The organism is Burkholderia dolosa (genome assembly GCF_902499135.1).
Lineage (GTDB): Bacteria > Pseudomonadota > Gammaproteobacteria > Burkholderiales > Burkholderiaceae > Burkholderia > Burkholderia dolosa.
The window spans coordinates 1-20,284 of sequence record NZ_CABVPR010000072.1 but is presented as its reverse complement, the minus strand read 5'-3'; the positions used below and the strand labels follow the sequence as shown (position 1 = coordinate 20,284).

The window sequence follows — 20,284 nt, the reverse complement described above, 5'->3', positions numbered from 1 at the left end:
AACAGTCGCGCGCATATTTCCGCTGATTTTCCCGCTGCATTGCGCTATCTTTCGCGCCCGGCACGCGCGCGCCGCGCCGCCCCCCGGTGCGCGAGCGCTTCCGCATGGGCCACCACGGCCCGCCCATCTCGTATCGATTCCGCGAAGTTAATGCCGCCGCTATACCCGCAATAAGTGCGCGCAATTTTGACCGGACCCGTGATCCGTAAAGATGGCTGCGCCCCAATACGACGCAAGCATCGGCTCCACACAACAACGCTCGCGCCACTCATCGACTTCGACAAAACCTGGAGATCTCATGAAAGCAATCGCTCGCCGTGCGTCGCGCACGTCCGTCAAGCTGATCGCCGCGGCCGCCTGCGTGGCCGCTGCCGCCCCCGTCCACGCCCAATCGAGCGTGTCGCTCTACGGTCAGGTCGACGAATGGATCGGCGCGACCAAGTTTCCGGGCAGCGATCGCGCATGGAACGTGTCGGGCGGCGGGATGTCGACGTCGTACTGGGGGCTGCACGGTGCCGAGGATCTCGGTAACGGCTACAAGGCGATCTTCACGCTCGAGAGCTTCTTCCGCGCGCAGAACGGCCAATACGGCCGCTTCACCGGCGACACGTTCTTCGCACGCAACGCGTACGTCGGCGTCAGCTCGCCGTACGGCACGGTGACGGCAGGCCGGCTGACCACGCACCTGTTCCTGTCGACGATCCTGTTCAACCCGTTCTACGACTCGTACACGTTCTCGCCGATGGTGTACCACGTGTTCCTCGGCCTCGGCACGTTCCCGACCTATCCGAGCGACCAGGGCGCGGTCGGCGATTCGGGCTGGGACAACGCGGTGTCGTATACGTCGCCCGCGTTCGGCGGGCTGAACTTCGGCGCGATGTACGCGTTCGGCAACCAGGCCGGCGACAACGGCTCGAAGAAGTGGAGCGCGCAGTTCAACTACGCGAACGGTCCGTTCGCGGCGACCGCCGTCTATCAGTACGTGAACTTCAACAACGGCCCGCGCGACCTCGGCGCGCTGGTCGCCGGGATGAAGAGTCAGGGCATCGCGCAGGTCGGCGCGACGTACGACCTGAAGTACGTGAAGCTGTTCGGCCAGTACATGTATACGAAGAACGACCAGGTCGCCGGCAGCTGGCACGTGAACACCGCGCAAGGCGGCGTATCGGTGCCGATCGGCGTCGGCAGCGCGATGGCGTCGTACGCGTATTCGCGCGACGCGGGCGGCCTCGACCAGACGCGTCAGACCTGGGCGATCGGCTACGACTATCCGCTGTCGAAGCGCACGGACGTCTACGCTGCGTACATGAACGACCACATCAGCGGTCTGTCGAACGGCAACACGTTCGGCGCCGGCATTCGCGCGAAGTTCTGACGCATTCGCCTGTTGCGCGGCGCGCGTACGCCGCACGTCGCGCGTCCGACCCCATGCCTTCACGCCCAAACGGCGCCACATCGCGGTGCCGTTTTGCGTTTCTTGACCTTTGTGTTTCCGTGCCTTTGTTACCCTATCTCGTAATTGCACGATTTCCCGGAATTGCGAGCTAGTTCGATGGATACCCTCGTCAGCATGAATGTGTTTCGCTACGTCGTCGAAGTGGGCAGCTTCGTCGGCGCGGCGGAGCGCATGCAGATGTCGGCTGCGATGGCGAGCAAGCACGTGATGCATCTCGAGCAGCAGCTCGGCGCGCGGCTGCTGCATCGCACGACGCGACGCGTCGCGCCCACCGAGGCCGGACGCGAATATTACGAGCGCCTCGTGCAGGCGCTGTCCGAACTCGACGAAGCGGGGCAGGCGGTCGGCGCCGCGAGCGTCGTGCCGCAAGGCCGCCTGCGCGTGACGTCGCTGTCCGCGTTCGGGCTGCGGCACGTGATGCAGGCCGTCACCGACTACGCGGCGCGATTCCCGGACGTGACGGTCGACATGACGCTGTCCGACCGCGTCGTCGATCTGATCGAGGAAGGCTACGACGTCGCGGTGCGCGCGGCGCCGAACGGACTGAAGTCGTCGTCGCTCGTCGCGCGGCAGATCGCGACCGCGCACATCCTGCTCGTCGCGTCGCCCGACTATCTGGCGAAGCACGGCACGCCGCAGACGATCGGCGATCTCGCGACCCACAACTACCTGCGGCGCGATTCGAACTCGACGATGCTCGACTCGCTCGTGATCGACGCGGCCGCCGCATCGCGCGTGACGCTGAACGGCAACCTGATCGTCAATCATCTCGAAGGGCTGCGCGCGGCCGTGCTCGCGGGCGCGGGCATCGCGCTGCTCGGCACCGAGGTGGTCGGCGACGACATCGAGTCCGGCCGGCTCGTGCCGCTGCTGCTGGATGCGGTGCCGCCGCACGAGGCGCCGATCTACGCGGTGTATGCGAGCCGCCGGCACGTGTCCGCGAAAGTGCGTTCGTTCGTCGACTTCCTCGCGACGCGTTTCGAAGGGCAGTCGCTGTGTCCGTCGATCGAATCGCGGCTGCGCGTGCTGCCGATCACGCGGATCAAGCGCGCAGGCTGACCGGCATCAGCCGCGCGCCGCGTCGGCGATACGAAAAAAGCGCGAACCGGTCGACCGGTTCGCGCTTTCGTTTATGCGCAGTCGAATGCGCGGCTGAAGCGTCGAGCGCTGCAGCCGTCGCCGTTCAGCGACTCAGCGCGGAATCCCGAGCCGCGCCTTCGCGTCGTCGTATTCGCGCTTGAGCCGCTCGACGAGCGCGCCGACGCTCGGCAGATCGTCCATCAGGCCGACGCCCTGACCGGCGCCCCAGATGTCCTTCCATGCCTTCGCCTTGTCGTTGCCGAAATTCATCTTCGACTTGTCCGACTCCGGCAGCGCGTCCGGATCGAGGCCGGCCTTCTCGATGCTCTCGCGGATGTAGTTGCCGTGCACGCCGGTAAAAAGATTCGTATAGACGATGTCCGACGATTTCGCGTTCAGGATCGCGCGCTTGTAGTCGTCGACCGCATGCGCTTCCTGCGTCGCGATGAAGCGCGTGCCCATGTATGCGAGATCGGCGCCCATTGCCTGCGCGGCGAGGATCGAACCGCCGTTCGCGATCGCGCCCGACAGCACGATCGGGCCGTCGAAGATCTTGCGCACTTCGCCGACGAGCGCGAACGGCGACGTCGTGCCCGCATGGCCGCCGGCGCCGGCCGCGACGAGGATCAGCCCGTCGACGCCCGCTTCGAGCGCCTTCTGCGCGTGGCGCAGATTGATCACGTCGTGCAGCACGATGCCGCCGTAGCCGTGCACCGCGTCGACGATTTCGCGCGCCGGCGCACGCAGGCTCGTGATGAAGATCGGCACCTGGTGGTCGACGCACACCCGCACGTCGTGCTCGAGCCGCACGTTCGACTGATGGACGATCTGGTTGACCGCGATCGGGCCGATCACCGCATCCGGATGCTTCGCCTTGTGATCCGCGAGCTCGGACTGGATCTGCGTGAGCCATTCGTCGAGCAGCTCGGCGGGGCGCGCATTGAGCGCGGGAAACGATCCGACGACGCCCGCCTTGCATTGCGCGAGCACGAGTTCGGGGTAGCTGACGATGAACATCGGCGATGCGATGACGGGCAACGTCAGGTTCTGCAGGACGGCGGGCAATGCCATGTGATGTCTCCAGTCTCCAGGGGCGGTCGGGCGCGGCGGATCGCGCCGGCGCCGACACGATGCGTTGCGGTCGAACGAGTCGAAGTGTAGCGGCGTGTCGCTCGCGAAGCGGAGCGCGGCCGCCACGTCGTTCGCGCATATTAATACGAACGGTCGTGCGATTGCTTGCGAGCTTAGCAAAGCGCCGCGCGCCGCAGCAATCGAGCGAGTGCTCTGTTTCTATGAATTCCGTGCGCGCTCGGGCACCGATCGCGCATCGCGCTTCTACAATAGCCGCCATAACGAATCCACGAGACACAAACCATGTCGTTCGACGCGTTTGCGCCGTTTCGCGTGACGGTGCAGGACACCGAGATCTTCGGTGTCAAAGGTGGCGCGGGACCGCCGCTGCTGCTGCTGCATGGCCATCCGCAGACTCACATGATCTGGCATCGCGTCGCCGCGACGCTGGCGAAGCATTTCACGGTGATCGCGACCGACCTGCGCGGCTATGGCGCATCGGGCAAGCCGCCGACCGACGCGCAGCACACGCCGTATTCGAAACGCGCGATGGCGGCCGACCAGGTCGCCGTGATGCGGCATTTCGGCTTCGACCATTTCCATCTGTGCGCGCACGACCGCGGCGCGCGCGTCGCGCATCGGCTCGCGCTCGATCACGCGCATGCGGTCGACCGGATGATGCTGCTCGACATCGCGCCGACGCTCGCGATGTACGAGAAGACCGACCGCGCGTTCGCGACCGCGTATTTCCACTGGTTCTTCCTGATTCAGCCGGCGCCGCTGCCCGAGACGCTGATCGGGGATCACACCGACGCGTATATCGAGCGCGTGATGGGCAACCGGTCCGCGGGGCTCGCGCCGTTCGCGCCGGACGCGCTCGACGCGTATCGAGCGGCGCTCGCGCAGCCGGGCGCCGTGCATGCGATGTGCGAGGACTACCGCGCATCCGCAACGATCGATCTCGAGCACGATCGCGCGGATCTCGAGCGCGGCAACAAGGTTGCGTGTCCGCTGCGCGTGCTGTGGGGCGCGGACGGGATCGTCGGCCGCTGCTTCGACCCGCTCGACGAATGGCGGCGCGTCGCACGCGACGTCAGCGGCCGCGCGCTCGAATGCGGGCACTACATTCCGGAAGAGGCGCCGGCCGCGCTCGTCGACGAGATGCTCGCGTTCTTCGACGCGCGCGAAGCCGGCGCGTAAGCGGCGCATCGCGCGCCGCGCGCGGCGTCGTACGTTCAGCGCCGCGCGGCGTCTTCGTCCGCGAGCGGCGGCAGCCGGCGCGGCACCGGCGTCGACTTCACGATCGCGGTGCTCGTCTCCGCGCGCTCGGTCACTTTCGACAGGATGTCGTCGAGGTGCTCGATCGTGCGCAGATAGAGCCGGCAGATGAAGCAGTCTTCACCGGTCACCTTGTCGCATTCGACGAATTCGGGAATGCGCCGCAGCAGTTCCTCGACCAGATGAAGCTGGCCCGGCAGCGGCTTCACGCGGACGATCGCCTGCAGCGTGTAGCCGAGCGCGCGCGGGTCGAGCTCGACCGTGAACCCGGCGATCACGCCCTGCGCTTCGAGGCGCCGCACGCGGTCGGCGGTCGCGGGCGCCGACAGGCCGATCTGCCGTGCGAGTTCGCTGGTCGCGATGCGGGCGTCGTCGGCGAGCGCCGCGAGGATCGCGCGGTCGGTCGCGTCGAGCGACGCGATCGCGGGTGGTGAAAGGCGTTTCGGCATGATCGCTTTGCTTTCGAAGGTTGAACGGCCGTTTTGCTTCAGTTTAGCGATGGCCGCCGCGAAATCAAGTTTCTAGAATCGAAGTCATCTTCTCTCGTCGAACGGAGTCCAAGATGGCCTCGAATGAAATCCGCCGCGGCGCCGCCGAGATGGTCGTCGCGATGCTGATGTCCGGCACGATCGGCTGGCTCGTGATGTCGTCGCAGCAGCCGCTTACCAACGTCGTGTTCTTCCGCTGCCTGTTCGGCGCCGCGACGCTCGCGATCGTCTGCGCGGCGTTCGGCTTCCTGCGCCGCTCGCTGTTCTCGCCGCGGATGCTCGCGCTCGCGACGCTCGGCAGCGTTGCGATCGTCGCGAACTGGCTGCTGCTGTTCGCCGCGTATTCGCGCGCGTCGATCTCGATGGCGACCGCCGTCTACAACACGCAGCCGTTCATGCTCGTCGCGCTCGGCGCGATCGTGTTCCGCGAACGGATCACCGCATCGACCGTCGCGTGGCTCGCGCTCGCATTCGTCGGACTGGTGTGCGTGGTGCGCGTCGAACCGGCGGTGCTCGCGGTGCCCGGCGAATATCTGGAGGGCGTCGCGCTGTCGCTCGGTGCAGCATTCCTGTACGCGGTGTCGTCGATCGTCACGAAGCATCTGAAGGGCACGCCGCCGCATCTGCTCGCGCTGCTGCAGGCAGGCATCGGCATCGTGCTGCTGGCGCCGTTCGCGCACTTCGACACGTTGCCGGCGACGCCCGTGGAGTGGCTCGACCTCGTCGTGCTCGGCGTCGTGAACACCGGACTGATGTACGTGCTGCTGTACGGCGCGATCCAGAAGCTGCCGACCGCGATGACCGGCGCGCTGTCTTTCGTGTATCCGGTGGTCGCGATCGTCGTCGACCGGATCGCGTTCGGGCAGACGCTCGCGTGGACGCAGGTGTTCGGCGCGCTGCTGATCCTGCTCGCGGCGGCCGGCGTGAATCTGGGCTGGCGCGTGGTGCCCGCGCGCCGTGCGGCGGTCGGCGGCTGAAACGGTCGTGCGAATCGCTCTGCCATCGCACTCGCCGGCATGCCGCTACGGCGTCGTGCGATGCGTCGCCGACATGCTGCGCGCTGCCGCGCGACGCGCTTCCGGGCACGGCGATTGCCTGAAGCGCCACGGTCGCGCACGCGCGAAAGCGGCTGTAAGAAGTTGTAGGGAAACACCCGATGCGATGCGCGGGCGTCGCTCGTATGATGCGGGCTGTGACGTTGATCACGTTCACAGGATTCCGATCTCGATGCCGTTCGCCACACAGGCCGAACGGCATTTTTTTATGCGTCGCCCGCCACCCGCGCGCGCCGCGCGTCGAGCCGCGCGAGCACCGCGCGCTTCGCGTCGTCGTCGGACGCGCGCCATCCCTTGATCTCGTCGCGCGTGCGCAGGCAGCCCGCGCACCAGTCGGTGCGCGGATCGATCCGGCACACGCCGGTGCACGGCGACTCGACCGTGCCGGCCGAGAGCGGTACGTCGCTCATGCGTCGTTGCGCAACGCGACGTCGGCGACCGGCGCGCCGGTCAGCGTGACGAGCTCTTGCGGCGACAGATTGAACACCGCATGCGGGTGGCCGGCCGCCGCCCACAGGCTGTCGAGCGCGAGCAGGTCGGCGTCGATCAGCGTGACCGGCTCGACGAGATGGCCGATCGGGCACACGCCGCCGATCGCGTAGCCGGTGTTGTCGCGCACGAACTTCGCATCCGCGCGACCGACCGCGCCGACCTGCGCGGCGACCTTGTTCTCGTCGACGCGGTTCGCGCCGCTCGCGACGACCAGCACCGGCGCGCCGTCCGACTCGCGGCGGAACAGAATCGATTTCGCGATCTGCGCAACCGAGCAGCCGAGGCCGGCCGCGGCCTCGGCGGACGTCTTGCCGGTCTCGGGCAGCATCACGATGCCCTTCGCGTGGCCGCGCTCGCGCAGCAGCAGCGCGACGCGTCGCGCGGAATCGGGCAGGGAGTCGAATGAAGCGGGTGTCGTCATGGTTCGAAGTCGATGGAGGGATGAATCAGGTGCAGCTCGCGGCGTCGGCCGCGCTTTGCGCCTTCGCGAGCAGCGCGCGGCCGGCGCGCGACACGTTCGCGCGGCCGATCGCGTTCGAGATGAAGTCGCCGGCCGCGACGACCTGCGCGAGGTCGACGCCCGTGTCGATGCCGAGGCCCTGCATCAGGTACAGCACGTCCTCGGTCGCGACGTTGCCGGTCGCGCCCTTCGCGTACGGACAGCCGCCGAGGCCCGCGACCGACGCGTGGAAAATCTCGATCCCTTCGAACAGCGCCGCGTAGATGTTCGCGAGCGCCTGCCCGTACGTGTCGTGGAAGTGGCCCGACACGCGTTCGCGCGGAAACACGCGCGTGACGGCTTCGAGCACTTCGCGCGTGCGCTTCGGCGTGCCGACGCCGATCGTGTCCGCGATGTCGATCTCGTCGCAGCCGAGCGCCGCGAAACGCTCGACGACGTCGACGACCGACGCGACCGGCACGTCGCCCTGATACGGGCAGCCGAGCGCGCACGACACGCTGCCGCGCAGCCGCAGGCCCGCGTCCTTCGCGGCCTTCGCGACCGGCTCGAAGCGCGCGATGCTCTCGGCGATGCTGCAGTTGATGTTCCGCTGCGAGAACGCCTCGCTCGCCGCGCCGAAGATCACGACCTCGTCCGCCCGCGCGGCGAGCGCGTTCTCGAACCCTTTGAGGTTCGGCGTGAGCACCGAATAGACGGTGCCCGCGCGGCGCTCGATGCCGGCCATCACGTCGGCGCCGTCGGCCATCTGCGGCACCCATTTCGGCGACACGAACGACGCGGCCTCGACGTTGCGGAAGCCGGCGCGCGACAGCTTGTCGACGAGCGCGATCTTCACGTCGGTCGGCACGAACGTCTTTTCGTTCTGCAGCCCGTCGCGCGGGCCGACTTCGACGATCTTGACGGCGGTGGGGAACGTCATGGTTGTCTCCGATGTTCTGTGCAGGATGGAAGTCAGTAGCCGCGCGCGTAGTCGACGACGCCGCCGACCGGCTCGCCGCGCTCGAACGCGCGGATCTTGCCGGCGATCTGCTCGACGGCTTCGTCGCGCAGCGTTTCCGCCGAGCTGTGCGGCGTGATCGTGATGCGCGGCGCGTGCCAGAACGGATGATCGTCGGGCAGCGGCTCGTGCTGGAACACGTCGAGCGTCGCCGCGGCGATCCGGCCGCTCGCGAGCGCGTCGAGCAGGTCGGACTCGACGAGATGCGTGCCGCGCGCGACGTTGATCAGGTACGCGCCGCGCGCGAGCCGCGCGAACGTGCGCGACGACAGGATGCCGTCGGTGTCCGGCGTGCTCGGCAGCAGATTGACGAGCACCTTCGCGCCGTCGATGCAGGCGTCGAACGCGGCGTCGCCGGCGAACGTGCGCACGCCATCGAGCTGCTTCGCGCTGCGGCTGTAGCCGCGCACCGGCAGGCCGAGCGCGGCGAGCGCCTGCGCGACCTGCGCGCCGAGCACGCCGAGGCCGAGCACCGCGACCGTAAACGTCGCGCGCGGATGCGGCTCCAGCACCTGCCAGCGGCGCGCGCGCTGCAGCGCATCGTATTCGTCGAAGCGGCGCAGGTAGCGCAGCACCGCATGCGTGACGTACTCGACCATCTGCCGCGCCATCCCGGAATCCTCGAGCCGCACGAGCGGCACGTGCGCCGGCAGCGTGCCGGGATGCGCGCGCTCGAGTGCCAGCAGCGCGTCGACACCCGCGCCGAGGTTGAAGATCGCGCGCAGCCCGTCGCGCGGCGCGAAGAATTCGGGCGGCGCGCGCCACACGAGCGCGTAGTCGGCGGCGGCCGTATCGCCCGGCTGCCACGCGCGCAGCTCGGCGTCGGGCAGCGCATGTGCGAGCGCGTCGCGCCACGCGTCGGCGTCCTGGTGCGGCGAATGAAACAGGATCTTCATGCGCTTACTTCGCGAACAGCCGGCTGATGTCGGCGAACGCCTTGAATTCGAGCGCGTTGCCGCACGGATCGAGGAAGAACATCGTCGCCTGCTCGCCGACTTCGCCCTTGAAGCGGATGTGCGGCTCGATCACGAAGCGCGTGTGCGCGGCCTTCAGCTTGTCGGCGAGCGCGTGCCATTCGTCCATCGACAGCACGACGCCGAAGTGGCGCACGGGCACGTCGTCGCCGTCGACCGGATTGACCGCGCTCCTGCCCGTCTCGTCCGGCGCGAGATGCGCGACGAGCTGGTGGCCGAAGAAGTCGAAGTCGACCCAGCGATCCGAGCTGCGGCCTTCCGGACAGCCGAGCAGGCCGCCGTAGAACGCGCGCGCGTCGGCGAGGCTCGACACGGGAAAGGCGAGATGGAACGGGCGCAGTGCGCGGGAAGGCGTAGCGGACATCGGGCGTCTCCTGACGATCGGAGCCGGCGTGCGGCGCCGGTCCGGTTCCATGCGAAGTGACGGGAAGCCCACATTCTACGGTGTCGCGGCGCGAGCCGCCGCCGCGCGCGCGGCCCATGCAAAAGCAAAGCACGAAATATTGGTTCGGCGGCCGCGCGCGCCACGCGACAATCGGAGCTCGTCTTCAACGAAGCGGGGAGCAATCATGCGCGCATGCAGCAAATCGGCGTGGCCGCCGCGGCTCGTGACCGTTCCGGGCCTGCACGGCAGCGAAGGCGCTCACTGGCAGACGTGGCTCGAGCGGCAGTTTCCGCGCTCGCTGCGCGTCGAGCAGCACGACTGGGACGCACCCGACCTCGCCGGCTGGGCGCAGTCGGTGCGCGCGCTGCTCGAACGCGAGCGCGGCCCGTTCGTGCTGGCCGCGCACAGCTTCGGCTGCCTCGCGGCCGCGCATGCGCTCGCGCAATGGCCGCAAGCCGGCGACGTCGCCGGCGTGCTGCTCGTCGCGCCGGCGAGCCCGCAGAAGTTCACGTTCGCCGGGCCGTTCGACGCGCGCCGGCTCGCGGTGCCGTCGATCGTGATCGGCAGCGAAACCGATCCGTGGATGCCGCTCGCCGATGCGCGCACGCTCGCGCAGCGGCTCGGCAGCGCGTTCGTGAACCTCGGCGACGCCGGCCACATCAACACCGCGGCCGGCTTCGGACCGTGGCCGCGCGCGAAGTATTTCATCGACACGCTGGTTCATTGCGCGGCGCCGCTGCGCTTTCGCGACGCCGCCGACGACTACGACGCCGCGCTCGTCGATCGCGCGCTCGCGTTCGCGGTCTGACGCGCGGCGTTCGCGAAATTCGCGGCAATCGCCGCGGGCGTCGCACCGCGCCACGCCAGCTGCCGCGGCCGCGCGCTCGCGCTTACGCCGCGACCGGCCGCACGGCCGCCGGATCCGAGTAGCTCGGCCGGCCGTTCTCGACGTGCCCGGCGAAGCGGCGCGAGAACGTGCCGTTCGCGCCGTCGCTTACCGTCACGTCGTACCACTGATGACTCGACGCGAGCGTCCATTGCTCGACGCGCTCGTCGCCGCCGTGCAGCGTCAGCTGCCGCGCGGGCGCGCCGTACGCGTTGTCGGTCAGCGTGAGCGTCACGTGCCCGCTGCCGTGGTTGCGCAGCTTCAGATACAGGTTGCCGTTCGCGACGTCGTAGCCGGCCTTCGCCTCGGGCTGCGCGTCGTTGCGGCGGCGCGCGGCCGCGGCCGACACGTTGCCGGAGAACATCCGCACGAAACCGTTCGGCCCGTACACCGAGAACGCATACTCGCCGCTCGTCGCCGTCAGGTCGAAGTCCGCATGCAGCAGCCGGCGACCGCCGACCGTGTAGCGCCACGGGCCGTCCGTGCGATTCGTCGAATACACGTAGAAGTGCGCGCCCTGGTCGCCGCGGTTCGCGAACTCGATCCGCAGCGTGTTGCCGGCGTACACGCTCGCGTTCACGTGCAGTTCGTACGGCAGCGCACGCGCGGGCCGCACGCCGGGCTCCTGCGGGTCGATCGGCGACGGCGTCGCCGGCACGGTCGGCGCGGGCTGCGACGTGCACTGCTGATCGGCGATCGACCGGTACTGGCTCGTGTCGGGCAGCGGCGGGAACGTCGTGTCGGACGAGCGGAAGTCGAACGCCGACGTGAGGTCGCCGCACACCGTGCGGCGCCACGGCGTGATGTTCGGTTCGTCGACGCCGAAGCGCTTGCCGATGAAGCGGATCACCGACGTATGGTCGAACACCTGCGAGCAGACGAAGCCGCCTTTGGTCCACGGCGACACGACCGTCATCGGCACGCGCGGGCCGAGCCCGTACGGCAGGCCGTCCGCGGTATAGCTGCCGCCGCGGCCCGGGTTCACGACGGTGTGCAGCTCGCCGTCGGTCGTCACGGTCGAGGCGCCCTGCGCGGCCGACGTCGGCGGCTGCGGCGGCACGATGTGGTCGAAGAAGCCGTCGTTCTCGTCGTACATGATGAACAGCACCGTCTTGCGCCACACGTCCGGGTTCGCGGTGAGCGCGTCGAGAATCTGCGACGTGTAGTTCGCGCCGTATGCGGGCGTGTATTTCGGATGTTCGGAGAACGCGGCCGGCGGCAGCAGCCACGACACCCGCGGCAGCCGGCCGTTCAGCACGTCGTCCTTCAGGTCGTCGAGCGTGCGCGCCGTCTGCGCGCGCCGGTACAGCGACGAGCCGGGCTTCGCGTCGATGAAGTTCGCGAAGTTCTGCAGGATGTTCGTCCCGTAGTTGCCGTTGTACGGATCGCTGCCGGTCGTGCCCTGCTGATAGATCTGCCACGACACGCCGCGCGCTTCGAGGCGCTCGGGGAAGGTCGTCCACGTCAGCAGCTGGTATGCGGGCGGCACGTCGCCGTCGACGTAGTCGCTGTTGTCGAGCAGCGGGCCGCCGAATTTGCCGGTCGGATCGACGGTGCCCGTCATCAGATACGAACGGTTCGGATGCGTCGGCCCCGGCAGCGAGCAGAAGTAGTGATCGCAGACGGTGAACGCATCGGCGAGCGCGTAGTGGAACGGGATGTCCTCGCGCACGTGGTAGCCCATCGTCATGTCGGTCTTGTTCGCGGGCCACTGATCGTAGCGGCCGGCGTCGATCGCCGCGTGCGTCTTGTACCACGAGTGATCGAGGTCGCCGACGCACTGCGCGCTCGTCGTCAGCGTGTTCAGCCGGAACGGCAGCACCGGCTTGCGCGGATCGGCCTTCGACGGCTGATACCACACCGGCTTGCCGTTCGGCAGCGTGATCGGGAAGCGGTCGTTGTAGCCGCGCACGCCGCGCAGATGTCCGAAGTAGTGATCGAACGAGCGGTTCTCCTGCATGAACACGACGATGTGCTCCACGTCGCGGATCGTGCCGGTGCCGCGTGCGGCCGGAATTGCGAGCGCGCGGCGGATCGATTCGGGAAACGCGTTGAGCGCGACGGCGGCGCCCGCGGACTGAGCGACGGTATGCAGGAAACGGCGGCGGCTGGATGACGTCATGTTATTCACCTCGGTTCTGCGTTCGGGGACGGAAACGGCGCGATCAGTGTGCGGCCGCCGCAGCAGCAGCGTCGGATCCGGCGGGGGCGGCGCCCGGATCGGCGGCGTTCGGCGCGGGCTTCGCATCGTCGTCGTCCGGCGGATAGTGGACGACGGGCGGCGCGAGCGGTGCGGCGTCGGATGACGCGGCAGGCGCGCCGGCATTCGCGGCCGGGCCGCCGTTGAATGCGTTCGCGGCGCCGGCGTTCGCGCCGGCCTGCTGCGTCGCGTCGGCCGCATGCGGTTCGTGCGCCGCATCGTCGCTGCACGCGGCGACGCACGCAACGGTACACGACAGAACGGCGACGACGGCGATGCGGCGCATGCTGCTTTCTCCTGCATTGATCGGAACGCTTTCGAGTATGCCGACGCGATGCGACGTTTCGGTGAATCGTTTGCGACCGCGGCGTGATCGCGAAACGCTTTCGCGCGGCTGACTGAAGGCTTTCGCGCGCGTCGCGCATCGATTCCGGCGAGGCCGACGCACGGTAAATGCGACACGCGTTTGCACGAACGTACAACGCGATGAAGCGCGCGTCGCGGTGCCGACGTCGATCGCGGCATCGCGGCGGCGATCGGAAAAGAACGGCACGCACGCGGCGGATCGACGCGGAAAAACGGCATTTCTTCCCGCTTCGACAGCGGGTCGCCAGCGCACGGTCAGCGTCGCGCCAGATGCGCGTGACGGATGGCGGAGCCGGCGCACGCGGGTCGCTGCGCATCTGCGATGCGTCGGCCCGCACGCACGCGATCGATGCACGCGCATCGACGCGGCACCGGAATTGCTTCCGAGCGCGTCCCGAGCCGACGCGCGTGCGTCGTGCCGCGCGGTCGGCCGCGCGCATGGTCCGCACTCGTGCGTCCGTCAATCACGGAGCGAGCAGAAGCCATGTCCAGCGATCGACCTTTTTCCCCGTCTGCCGAACCCGCACGCGATGCGACGCGATCGCCCGCCGCGTGCAGCCATGCGTCGCCGATGCCGCCGCCGCACGACACGCTGTCGAGCGCCGCGCGGCGCCGGTTCCTGCAATCCGCGGCGGCAGCCGCGACGGTCGGCGCCGCACCGCACGCGGGCGCGCGATCGCAGCACGCGGCGGCGTCGGCCGCACCGCGGCGCGATGCCGTGCCGCCGCAGCCGGTGCGGCTCGACATCAACGGACGCGAATACGTGCTGCAGCTCGAGCCGCGCGTGACGCTGCTCGATGCGCTGCGCGAATACGCGGGGCTGACCGGCACGAAGAAGGGCTGCGATCGCGGTCAGTGCGGCGCGTGCACGGTGCTCGTCGACGGGCGGCGCATCAACGCATGCCTGACGCTCGCGGTGATGCACGAAGGGCAGCGGATCACGACCGTCGAGGGACTCGCGCACGACGGCGCGCTGAGCCCGGTGCAGCGCGCGTTCGTCGAACACGATGCGTTCCAGTGCGGCTACTGCACGCCGGGCCAGCTCTGTTCGGCGACGGCGCTGCTCGACGAGTTCGCGTCGGGGGCGGCGAGCGCCGTCACCGTCGACGTGCGGCAGCGTCCGGCGCAGCTGTCGGACGACGAGATTCGCGAGCGGATGAGCGGCAACCTGTGCCGCTGCGGCGCGTATTCGAACATCGTCGCGGCCGTACGGGCCGCGCACGCGGCGAAGGCCGCGAAGGCCTGAGCGCAGGAGGACACCGCAATGGAAGCGATCACGTACGAACGCGCGACCGACGTCGCCGGCGCGGTGCGCGCGGCGCAGCGGCCGGGTGCGGCATTCATCGGCGGCGGCACGAATCTGCTCGACCTGATGAAGGGCGGCGTCGCGCGGCCCGTCACGCTCATCGACATCACGCGCATCGCGGGTCTCGACACGGTCGACGCGCTGCCGGACGGCGGGCTGCGTATCGGCGCGCTGGTGCGCAATAGCGACGCGGCCGATCATCCGCGCATCCGCGCCGGCTATCCGCTGCTGTCGCAGGCGCTGCTGGCCGGCGCGTCCGCGCAGCTGCGCAACATGGCGACCGTCGGCGGCAACCTGATGCAGCGTACGCGTTGCCCGTATTTCTACGATCCCGCGTTCGCGCAGTGCAACAAGCGTGCGCCGGGAAGCGGCTGCGCGGCGCTCGGCGGCCACAACCGGATGCACGCGATTCTCGGCGCGAGCCCGCATTGCGTGGCCGTCAATCCGTCCGACATGAGCGTCGCGCTCGCGGCGCTCGATGCCGTCGTGCGCGTGAGCGGGCCGCGCGGCGAACGACAGATTCCGTTCGCGTCGTTCCACCGGCTGCCGGGCGATCGCCCGGATCTCGACACGACGCTCGAGCCGGGCGAGCTGATCACCGCGGTCGATCTGCCGCCGCCGCGCTTTGCCGATCACGCGCACTACGTGAAGGTGCGCGACCGGGCGAGCTACGCGTTCGCGCTCGTATCGGCGGCCGCCGCGCTGCGGATGGACGGGCCGCGCATCGCCGACGCGCGAATCGCGCTGGGCGGCGTCGCGCACAAGCCGTTGCGCGCGACGGCGGCCGAGCAGCATCTCGCGGGGCGCGCGCCGACCGGCGCGACGCTGCGCGAAGCGGCCGAGCTCGCGCTGCGCGACGCGCAGCCGCTCGACGGCAATGCATTCAAGGTCGCGCTCGCGCAGCGCGCGATCGTGCGTGCGGTCGAAACGGCCGCGCGATCGAACGGAGGTGCCGCATGAACACGCTGACCGGACAGCCGATGGATCGCGTCGACGGCGTATCGAAGGTGACCGGCGGCGCGCATTACGCGGCCGAGTTTCCCGACGCGCGGCTCGCGCACGCGGTGCTCGTGACCAGCACGATCGCGTGCGGCCGCATCGAATCGATCGATGCGGCGCGCGCCCGTACGATGCCGGGCGTGCTGCTCGTGATCACGCACGAGAACGCCATGCGCCTGCCGAACGGCGGGCGCCCGCCGCTGTCGCCGCCGGCCGGGCGCCGGCTCACGCTGCTGCAGGACGACGCGGTGCGCTACAGCAACGAACCGGTCGCGGTCGTCGTCGCCGAAACGCTCGAGCAGGCGACCGACGCCGCGAACGCGGTGCGCGTGCGTTATCGCGCAAGCGACGCGGTGCTCGATTTCGCGCGCGCGAAGGCGGGCGCGCGCGTGCCGCCCGCGCAGCAGGGGCGCGCGATGGACACGCAGCGCGGCGATATCGACGCCGGCCTGCGCGAAGGCGCGGTGCGCATCGACGCGACGTACACGACGCCGATGCAGCACCACAACCCGATCGAGCCGCACGCGACGATGGCGCGCTGGGACGGTCCGACGCTCACGCTGCACGACGCGACGCAGGGCGTGTCGGGCACGCGCACCGCGGTGGCCGCGGTGTTCGGGATCGCGCCGGAACAGGTGCGCGTGATCTCGCCGTTCCTCGGCGGCGGCTTCGGCTGCAAGGGTTCGTCGTGGTCGCACGTGTCGCTGTGCGCGATGGCCGCGAAGCAGACCGGCCGCCCGGTTCGGCTCGTGCTCACGCGGCCGCAGATGTTCGGGCCGGTCGGCAGCCGCCCGTTCACCGAGCAGCGCGTGGTGCTGGCCGCGCGCCGCGACGGCACGCTGACCGCGATGCGGCACGATTCGATCGTCACGACGTCGACGTTCGAAGACTGGACCGAGATGTGCGGGATGCCGTCGCGCATCATGTATGCGGTACCGAATCATGCGACCACGCACCGGATCGTGCCGCTGAACGTCGGCACGCCGACGTTCATGCGCGCGCCGGGCGAAGCGTCCGGCTCGTTCGCGCTCGAATCGGCGATGGACGAGCTCGCGTGGCAGCTCGGGATGGATCCGGTCGCGCTGCGGCTCGCGAATTACGCGGAGGTCGACCCGCAGGACGGCAAGCCGTGGTCGAGCAACGCGCTGCGCGAGTGCTACCGGCTCGGCGCGCAGCGCTTCGGGTGGTCGCGCCGCACGCAGGCGCCGCGCACGATGCGCGACGGCGACACGCTGATCGGCCTCGGGATGGCGGCCGCGACGTATCCGGCGAACCGCAGCGAGGCGTCGGCGAGCGCGCGCATCCTGCCCGACGGTACGGCCGAAGTCGCGTCCGGCACGCAGGACATCGGTACCGGCACGTACACGGTCATGACGCAGGTGGCGGCGGACGCGCTCGGCTTCGCGCCGCGCAACGTGCGTTTCTCGCTCGGCGATTCGAGCCTGCCGCGCGCGCCGGTGTCGGGCGGCTCGCAGTCCGCGGCGAGCGTCGCGCCGGCCGTGCGCGACGCCGCGCTGCAGGCGCGCGCGAAGCTGATCGCGCTCGCGATCGCCGATGCGGGCTCGCCGCTGCACGGCGCCGCGCCGGACGACGTGACCGTCGACGACGGCTGGCTCGTTCATCGCGGCGATCCGTCGCGACGCGATCCGGCCGCCGCGGTGATCGCGCGCGCGGGCGGGCAGCCGATCGATGCGCACGCAACGGCGAAGCCGGGCGACGAGAAATCGCGCTACGCGTCGCATTCGTTCGGCGCGGTGTTCGCCGAAGTGCACGTGGACGCGGAACTCGGCACGATCCGCGTGCCGCGCATCGTCGGCGTGTACAGCGTCGGCCGCCTGCTGAACGCGAAAACCGCGCGCAGCCAGCTGCTCGGCGGGATCGTGTGGGGGCTCGGCACCGCGCTCGAGGAGGGCTCGCATCTCGACGTGCGGCACGGCCGCTTCACGAATGCGAATCTCGCCGAATATCACGTGCCGGTGAACGCGGATATCGGCGATCTCGACGTGAGCTTCGTCGACGAGAACGACACGCATTTCAACCCGCTCGGCATTCGCGGGATCGGCGAGATCGGGATCACCGGCGTGCCGGCGGCGATCGCGAACGCCGTCTATCACGCGACCGGCGTACGCGTGCGCGACCTGCCGATCACGCTCGACAAGGTGATCGCGCCGGCGCGCGCGTAAGCCGGATCAGGCCCGCAGGCGCGCGTCAGCGGCGCGGCGTCCTGCGCCGCACTTCGCTGCGCAGCCAGTCGAGCCACGTGCGGATCGCCGCCTCGTGCGGGTGGCCGGGGCGCCACACGACGTAGTGCGCATACACGTCGGCGATGCGCACCGCCGACACGCGCACTAGCGTGCCGGCCGCCAGCTCGCGCTCGATCAGCGAACGGCGCGCGAGCGCGACGCCGCGCCCTTTCAACGCCGCGTCGATCAGCGCGTTCGTGTCCGTGAAGCGCGGCGCGCGCGCGGATTCGGTCAGATCGAGCCGCGCGGCCTGGAACCACGGTTCCCACGGCTGCGCGGGGTGGCGCAGCAACGTCGCGCGCGCGAGGTCGGCCGGCACGCGCGGCGCGATGCCGTCGCGATTGCGGTAGGCCGGGCTCGCGACCGGAAAGATCGTCTCGTTCATCAGCTTCTCGACGACGACGCCCGGCCATGTGCCCGGCCCGTAGCGCAGCGCGACGTCGATGCGGTCGCGCTTGCGCAGCGGGGCGAGCGCCGCGTCGGGATGCAGCACGATCGCGATGTGCGGATGCGCGACCGCGAAGCGCGGCAGCCGCGGCGCGAGCCAGCGCTCGGCGACGCTCGGCAGCACGCTCACGTTCAGCGTGACGTCGCAGGTGCGCGGGCGGCTGCGCACGGCGAGCGTCGGCTCGAACGCGCGTTCGAGCACGCTCAGCCCCTGGCGCACCTGCAGCGCGAGTGCGTGGGCCGCGTGCGTCGGCGTCGCGCCGTTGCGCTCGCGCGTGAATAGCGGATAGCCGAGCTGCGCTTCGAGCGTGCGGATGTGCTGGCTGACCGCGCCTTGCGTGAGCGCGAGGTCGTCGGCCGCGCGCGTGAAGCTCTGCAGCCGGACGGCGGCCTCGAACGCGCGCAGCGTCTGCAAAGGAGGGAGATGGATGCGTCGCATTGCGCATTAGTAACACTAATGTCCGAGCACGACAATTCATCGTTTGCGGCCGCGGGTGCGGCGTTCCTACACTCGTGCTCGTCTTCCACAGGCCCGACGGGCAATGCCACCATGAACGCATATCGTCTCTATCTGTCGCCGGGCGCGTGTTCGCTCGCCGCCCACATCGCGCTCGAGGAAACGGGCGCGCCGTTCGACGTCGAGATCGTGCAGGTTCGCAAGCAGGAGAACCTTGCCGACCGGTATCTCGCGATCAACCCGAAGGCGCGCGTGCCCGTGCTCGCGATTCCGGGCGAGCCGCGCGTGCTGACCGAAACGCCCGCGATCCTCACGTATCTGGCGCGCGCGCATCCGGACGCGCATCTGCTGCCGCTCGACGATCCGCTGCGCGAAGCGCGCTGCCACGAATGGCTCGCATGGCTGGTCGGCTGGGTGCACGGCGTCGGCTACGGCGCGCTGTGGCGCCCCGGCCGCTTCGTCGGCGATCCGGCGCTGCACGCGGCGGTCAGCGAGCACGGGCGCGGCGTGATCGGCGCGGCGAACGCGTCGATCGAAGCGGCGTTCGCCGACGGGCGCACGTGGGCCGAGCCGGGCGGCCATTCGATCGTCGATCCGTTTCTGCTGGTGCTGTATCGGTGGGGCGTGTCGATCGGCTTCGACATGACGCAGCATCGCGCGTGGACCGCACATGCCGAGCGCGAAGCCGAGCGGCTTGCCGCGCGGCGTGCGCTTGCGCGCGAGGCGGCGTGAGTTGTGCATCGTGCGCGGCGCGTCGGCCGCACGCGTTTCGAGCGATCGTGATGCGTGCGTCGCGTGGATGCGCCCGTCGGCACGTTGATCCGAAACGGCTCGCCGCGCACATGCGCGGTTTCGATGCGGACGGCGGCGAGCCAGTGCGGACGTACACGCCGGCATGCACGCGTCAGCGCGCGAACAGCGGATAGGTGGCCGCTGCGCACACCGCGGCCGCGAGCCACACGACGCTCCACGAACCGGCGGCGAGCAGCGGCGGAATCGCGAGCGGCGTCACTAACAGGCCGAGATAGACGATCGTGTTCGCCATCCCGAGTGCGGTGCCCGCATGGTTCGCACCGGCGAGCGTCGCGAGTTCGGTGTACGCGACGCCGTGCCATGCCGATACGCAGATGCCCGCGAACACGAGGATCGCGACGATCGCCGCGAGCGGCACGTGCGGACTGCCGGCCGTCGCGGCCGCGAGCAGCGCGAACGAGCCGGCCGCGACGAGCACGGAGCCGCGCAGGTACGCGCGGCGATTGCCGTGCCGGTCGGTATGGCGGCCGCTCCAGACGCGCATCGCCATCGCGCCCAGTTGCAGCGCGACCATCGCCGCGCTGATGCCGGCGAGCCCGAGCCGGCCGAAGTCGTGCAGGAACACCGTCGCGAACGTGAGCACCGCGAACTGCGGCGCGCACAGCGCGCCGATGCCGAGCACGATGCGCCATACGGCGACGCTCGCGAGCGGGCTGCATGCATGAGTCGTCGGCGGCTGCGTGACGGGCCGCGGCGCGGAAGTTGCGGAAGCCGCCGGAGAGGCTGAAGAAGCCGTCGAAGCCGTCGAAGCCGTCGAAGAAGCCGAAGAAGCCGAAGAAGCCGAAGAAGCCGAAGAAGCCGAAGAAGCCGAAGAAGCCGAAGAAGCCGAAG

Annotated in this window: 20 protein-coding genes; 9 read left to right on the top strand and 11 right to left on the bottom strand. The window is 69.7% G+C overall.

Features of this window, described 5'->3' with window-relative positions:
* The first annotated feature begins 298 nt into the window (after nucleotides 1-298).
* Complete coding sequence (locus BUB20358_RS24180) at nucleotides 299-1,375, top strand: porin (protein ID WP_006763224.1); 1,077 nt, start codon at nucleotides 299-301, stop codon at nucleotides 1,373-1,375.
* Between the two features lie 177 nt (nucleotides 1,376-1,552).
* Nucleotides 1,553-2,515, top strand: coding sequence for a LysR family transcriptional regulator (locus BUB20358_RS24175; protein ID WP_006763225.1), 963 nt, complete (start codon nucleotides 1,553-1,555; stop codon nucleotides 2,513-2,515).
* A 132-nt stretch (nucleotides 2,516-2,647) separates the two neighbouring features.
* On the opposite strand, the gene BUB20358_RS24170 is transcribed toward BUB20358_RS24175, so the two are convergent.
* Nucleotides 2,648-3,607 (bottom strand): NAD(P)H-dependent flavin oxidoreductase, encoded by a 960-nt coding sequence (locus tag BUB20358_RS24170; RefSeq protein ID WP_035973251.1) that lies wholly within the window; start codon nucleotides 3,605-3,607, stop codon nucleotides 2,648-2,650.
* Nucleotides 3,608-3,910: 303 nt separating this feature from the next.
* Between BUB20358_RS24170 and BUB20358_RS24165 the strand changes: the two genes are divergently transcribed.
* On the top strand, nucleotides 3,911-4,807 hold the full coding sequence (locus BUB20358_RS24165) for an alpha/beta fold hydrolase (protein WP_006763227.1): 897 nt from the start codon (nucleotides 3,911-3,913) through the stop codon (nucleotides 4,805-4,807).
* Nucleotides 4,808-4,842: 35 nt separating this feature from the next.
* On the opposite strand, the gene BUB20358_RS24160 is transcribed toward BUB20358_RS24165, so the two are convergent.
* On the bottom strand, nucleotides 4,843-5,334 hold the full coding sequence (locus BUB20358_RS24160) for an Lrp/AsnC family transcriptional regulator (RefSeq protein WP_006763228.1): 492 nt from the start codon (nucleotides 5,332-5,334) through the stop codon (nucleotides 4,843-4,845).
* 113 nt (nucleotides 5,335-5,447) lie between these two features.
* On the opposite strand from BUB20358_RS24160, the gene BUB20358_RS24155 reads away from it, so the two are divergent.
* Nucleotides 5,448-6,350, top strand: coding sequence for a DMT family transporter (locus tag BUB20358_RS24155; protein WP_006763229.1), 903 nt, complete (start codon nucleotides 5,448-5,450; stop codon nucleotides 6,348-6,350).
* A 284-nt stretch (nucleotides 6,351-6,634) separates the two neighbouring features.
* Here BUB20358_RS24155 and BUB20358_RS24150 read toward each other — a convergent pair whose 3' ends face one another.
* From BUB20358_RS24150 to BUB20358_RS24130, 5 genes are read right to left on the bottom strand one after another with little or no spacing between them, the layout of a single operon-like run.
* Entirely contained in the window at nucleotides 6,635-6,838 is a 204-nt protein-coding gene (locus BUB20358_RS24150) for a DUF1289 domain-containing protein (RefSeq protein ID WP_035971605.1), read from the bottom strand.
* Entirely contained in the window at nucleotides 6,835-7,341 is a 507-nt protein-coding gene (locus BUB20358_RS24145; RefSeq protein WP_006763231.1) for a YbaK/EbsC family protein, read from the bottom strand. Before BUB20358_RS24145 ends, BUB20358_RS24150 begins: the two co-directional genes overlap by 4 nt.
* Nucleotides 7,342-7,366: 25 nt before the next feature.
* The gene (locus tag BUB20358_RS24140; protein ID WP_006763232.1) at nucleotides 7,367-8,299 is read right to left on the bottom strand and encodes a hydroxymethylglutaryl-CoA lyase; all 933 of its coding nucleotides are present in this window, start codon (nucleotides 8,297-8,299) and stop codon (nucleotides 7,367-7,369) included.
* A gap of 32 nt (nucleotides 8,300-8,331) precedes the next feature.
* Nucleotides 8,332-9,273 (bottom strand): 2-hydroxyacid dehydrogenase, encoded by a 942-nt coding sequence (locus tag BUB20358_RS24135; protein WP_006763233.1) that lies wholly within the window; start codon nucleotides 9,271-9,273, stop codon nucleotides 8,332-8,334.
* 4 nt (nucleotides 9,274-9,277) lie between these two features.
* On the bottom strand, nucleotides 9,278-9,715 hold the full coding sequence (locus tag BUB20358_RS24130) for a VOC family protein (protein ID WP_035971607.1): 438 nt from the start codon (nucleotides 9,713-9,715) through the stop codon (nucleotides 9,278-9,280).
* Nucleotides 9,716-9,920: 205 nt separating this feature from the next.
* Here BUB20358_RS24130 and BUB20358_RS24125 point away from each other — a divergent pair, with 205 nt between their 5' ends.
* Nucleotides 9,921-10,544 carry an RBBP9/YdeN family alpha/beta hydrolase gene (locus BUB20358_RS24125; RefSeq protein WP_035971609.1) on the top strand — a complete coding sequence of 208 codons (624 nt, stop codon included), beginning with the start codon at nucleotides 9,921-9,923 and terminating at the stop codon, nucleotides 10,542-10,544.
* Between the two features lie 82 nt (nucleotides 10,545-10,626).
* Here BUB20358_RS24125 and BUB20358_RS24120 read toward each other — a convergent pair whose 3' ends face one another.
* Both BUB20358_RS24120 and BUB20358_RS24115 read right to left on the bottom strand, forming a co-directional pair.
* On the bottom strand, nucleotides 10,627-12,744 hold the full coding sequence (locus BUB20358_RS24120) for a phosphocholine-specific phospholipase C (protein ID WP_035971611.1): 2,118 nt from the start codon (nucleotides 12,742-12,744) through the stop codon (nucleotides 10,627-10,629).
* Between the two features lie 43 nt (nucleotides 12,745-12,787).
* Nucleotides 12,788-13,108 (bottom strand): hypothetical protein, encoded by a 321-nt coding sequence (locus BUB20358_RS24115; RefSeq protein WP_035973252.1) that lies wholly within the window; start codon nucleotides 13,106-13,108, stop codon nucleotides 12,788-12,790.
* A 564-nt stretch (nucleotides 13,109-13,672) separates the two neighbouring features.
* Between BUB20358_RS24115 and BUB20358_RS24110 the strand changes: the two genes are divergently transcribed.
* The 3 genes from BUB20358_RS24110 to BUB20358_RS24100 are packed head-to-tail and all read left to right on the top strand — an operon-like array spanning nucleotide 13,673 to nucleotide 17,676.
* Nucleotides 13,673-14,434 (top strand): 2Fe-2S iron-sulfur cluster-binding protein, encoded by a 762-nt coding sequence (locus BUB20358_RS24110; RefSeq protein ID WP_035971616.1) that lies wholly within the window; start codon nucleotides 13,673-13,675, stop codon nucleotides 14,432-14,434.
* Nucleotides 14,435-14,452: 18 nt separating this feature from the next.
* Complete coding sequence (locus BUB20358_RS24105) at nucleotides 14,453-15,454, top strand: FAD binding domain-containing protein (RefSeq protein WP_035971618.1); 1,002 nt, start codon at nucleotides 14,453-14,455, stop codon at nucleotides 15,452-15,454.
* Complete coding sequence (locus BUB20358_RS24100; protein ID WP_006763238.1) at nucleotides 15,451-17,676, top strand: xanthine dehydrogenase family protein molybdopterin-binding subunit; 2,226 nt, start codon at nucleotides 15,451-15,453, stop codon at nucleotides 17,674-17,676. Before BUB20358_RS24105 ends, BUB20358_RS24100 begins: the two co-directional genes overlap by 4 nt.
* 25 nt (nucleotides 17,677-17,701) lie before the next feature.
* Here BUB20358_RS24100 and BUB20358_RS24095 read toward each other — a convergent pair whose 3' ends face one another.
* The gene (locus BUB20358_RS24095) at nucleotides 17,702-18,622 is read right to left on the bottom strand and encodes a LysR substrate-binding domain-containing protein (protein ID WP_006763239.1); all 921 of its coding nucleotides are present in this window, start codon (nucleotides 18,620-18,622) and stop codon (nucleotides 17,702-17,704) included.
* Nucleotides 18,623-18,733: 111 nt separating this feature from the next.
* Between BUB20358_RS24095 and BUB20358_RS24090 the strand changes: the two genes are divergently transcribed.
* A complete protein-coding gene (locus tag BUB20358_RS24090; RefSeq protein ID WP_006763240.1) occupies nucleotides 18,734-19,372 on the top strand; it encodes a glutathione S-transferase family protein in 639 nt (212 codons plus the stop codon).
* Nucleotides 19,373-19,544: 172 nt separating this feature from the next.
* On the opposite strand, the gene BUB20358_RS24085 is transcribed toward BUB20358_RS24090, so the two are convergent.
* The coding region (locus BUB20358_RS24085) for an MFS transporter (RefSeq protein WP_254593976.1) at nucleotides 19,545-20,284 on the bottom strand (740 nt) is incomplete at its 5' end.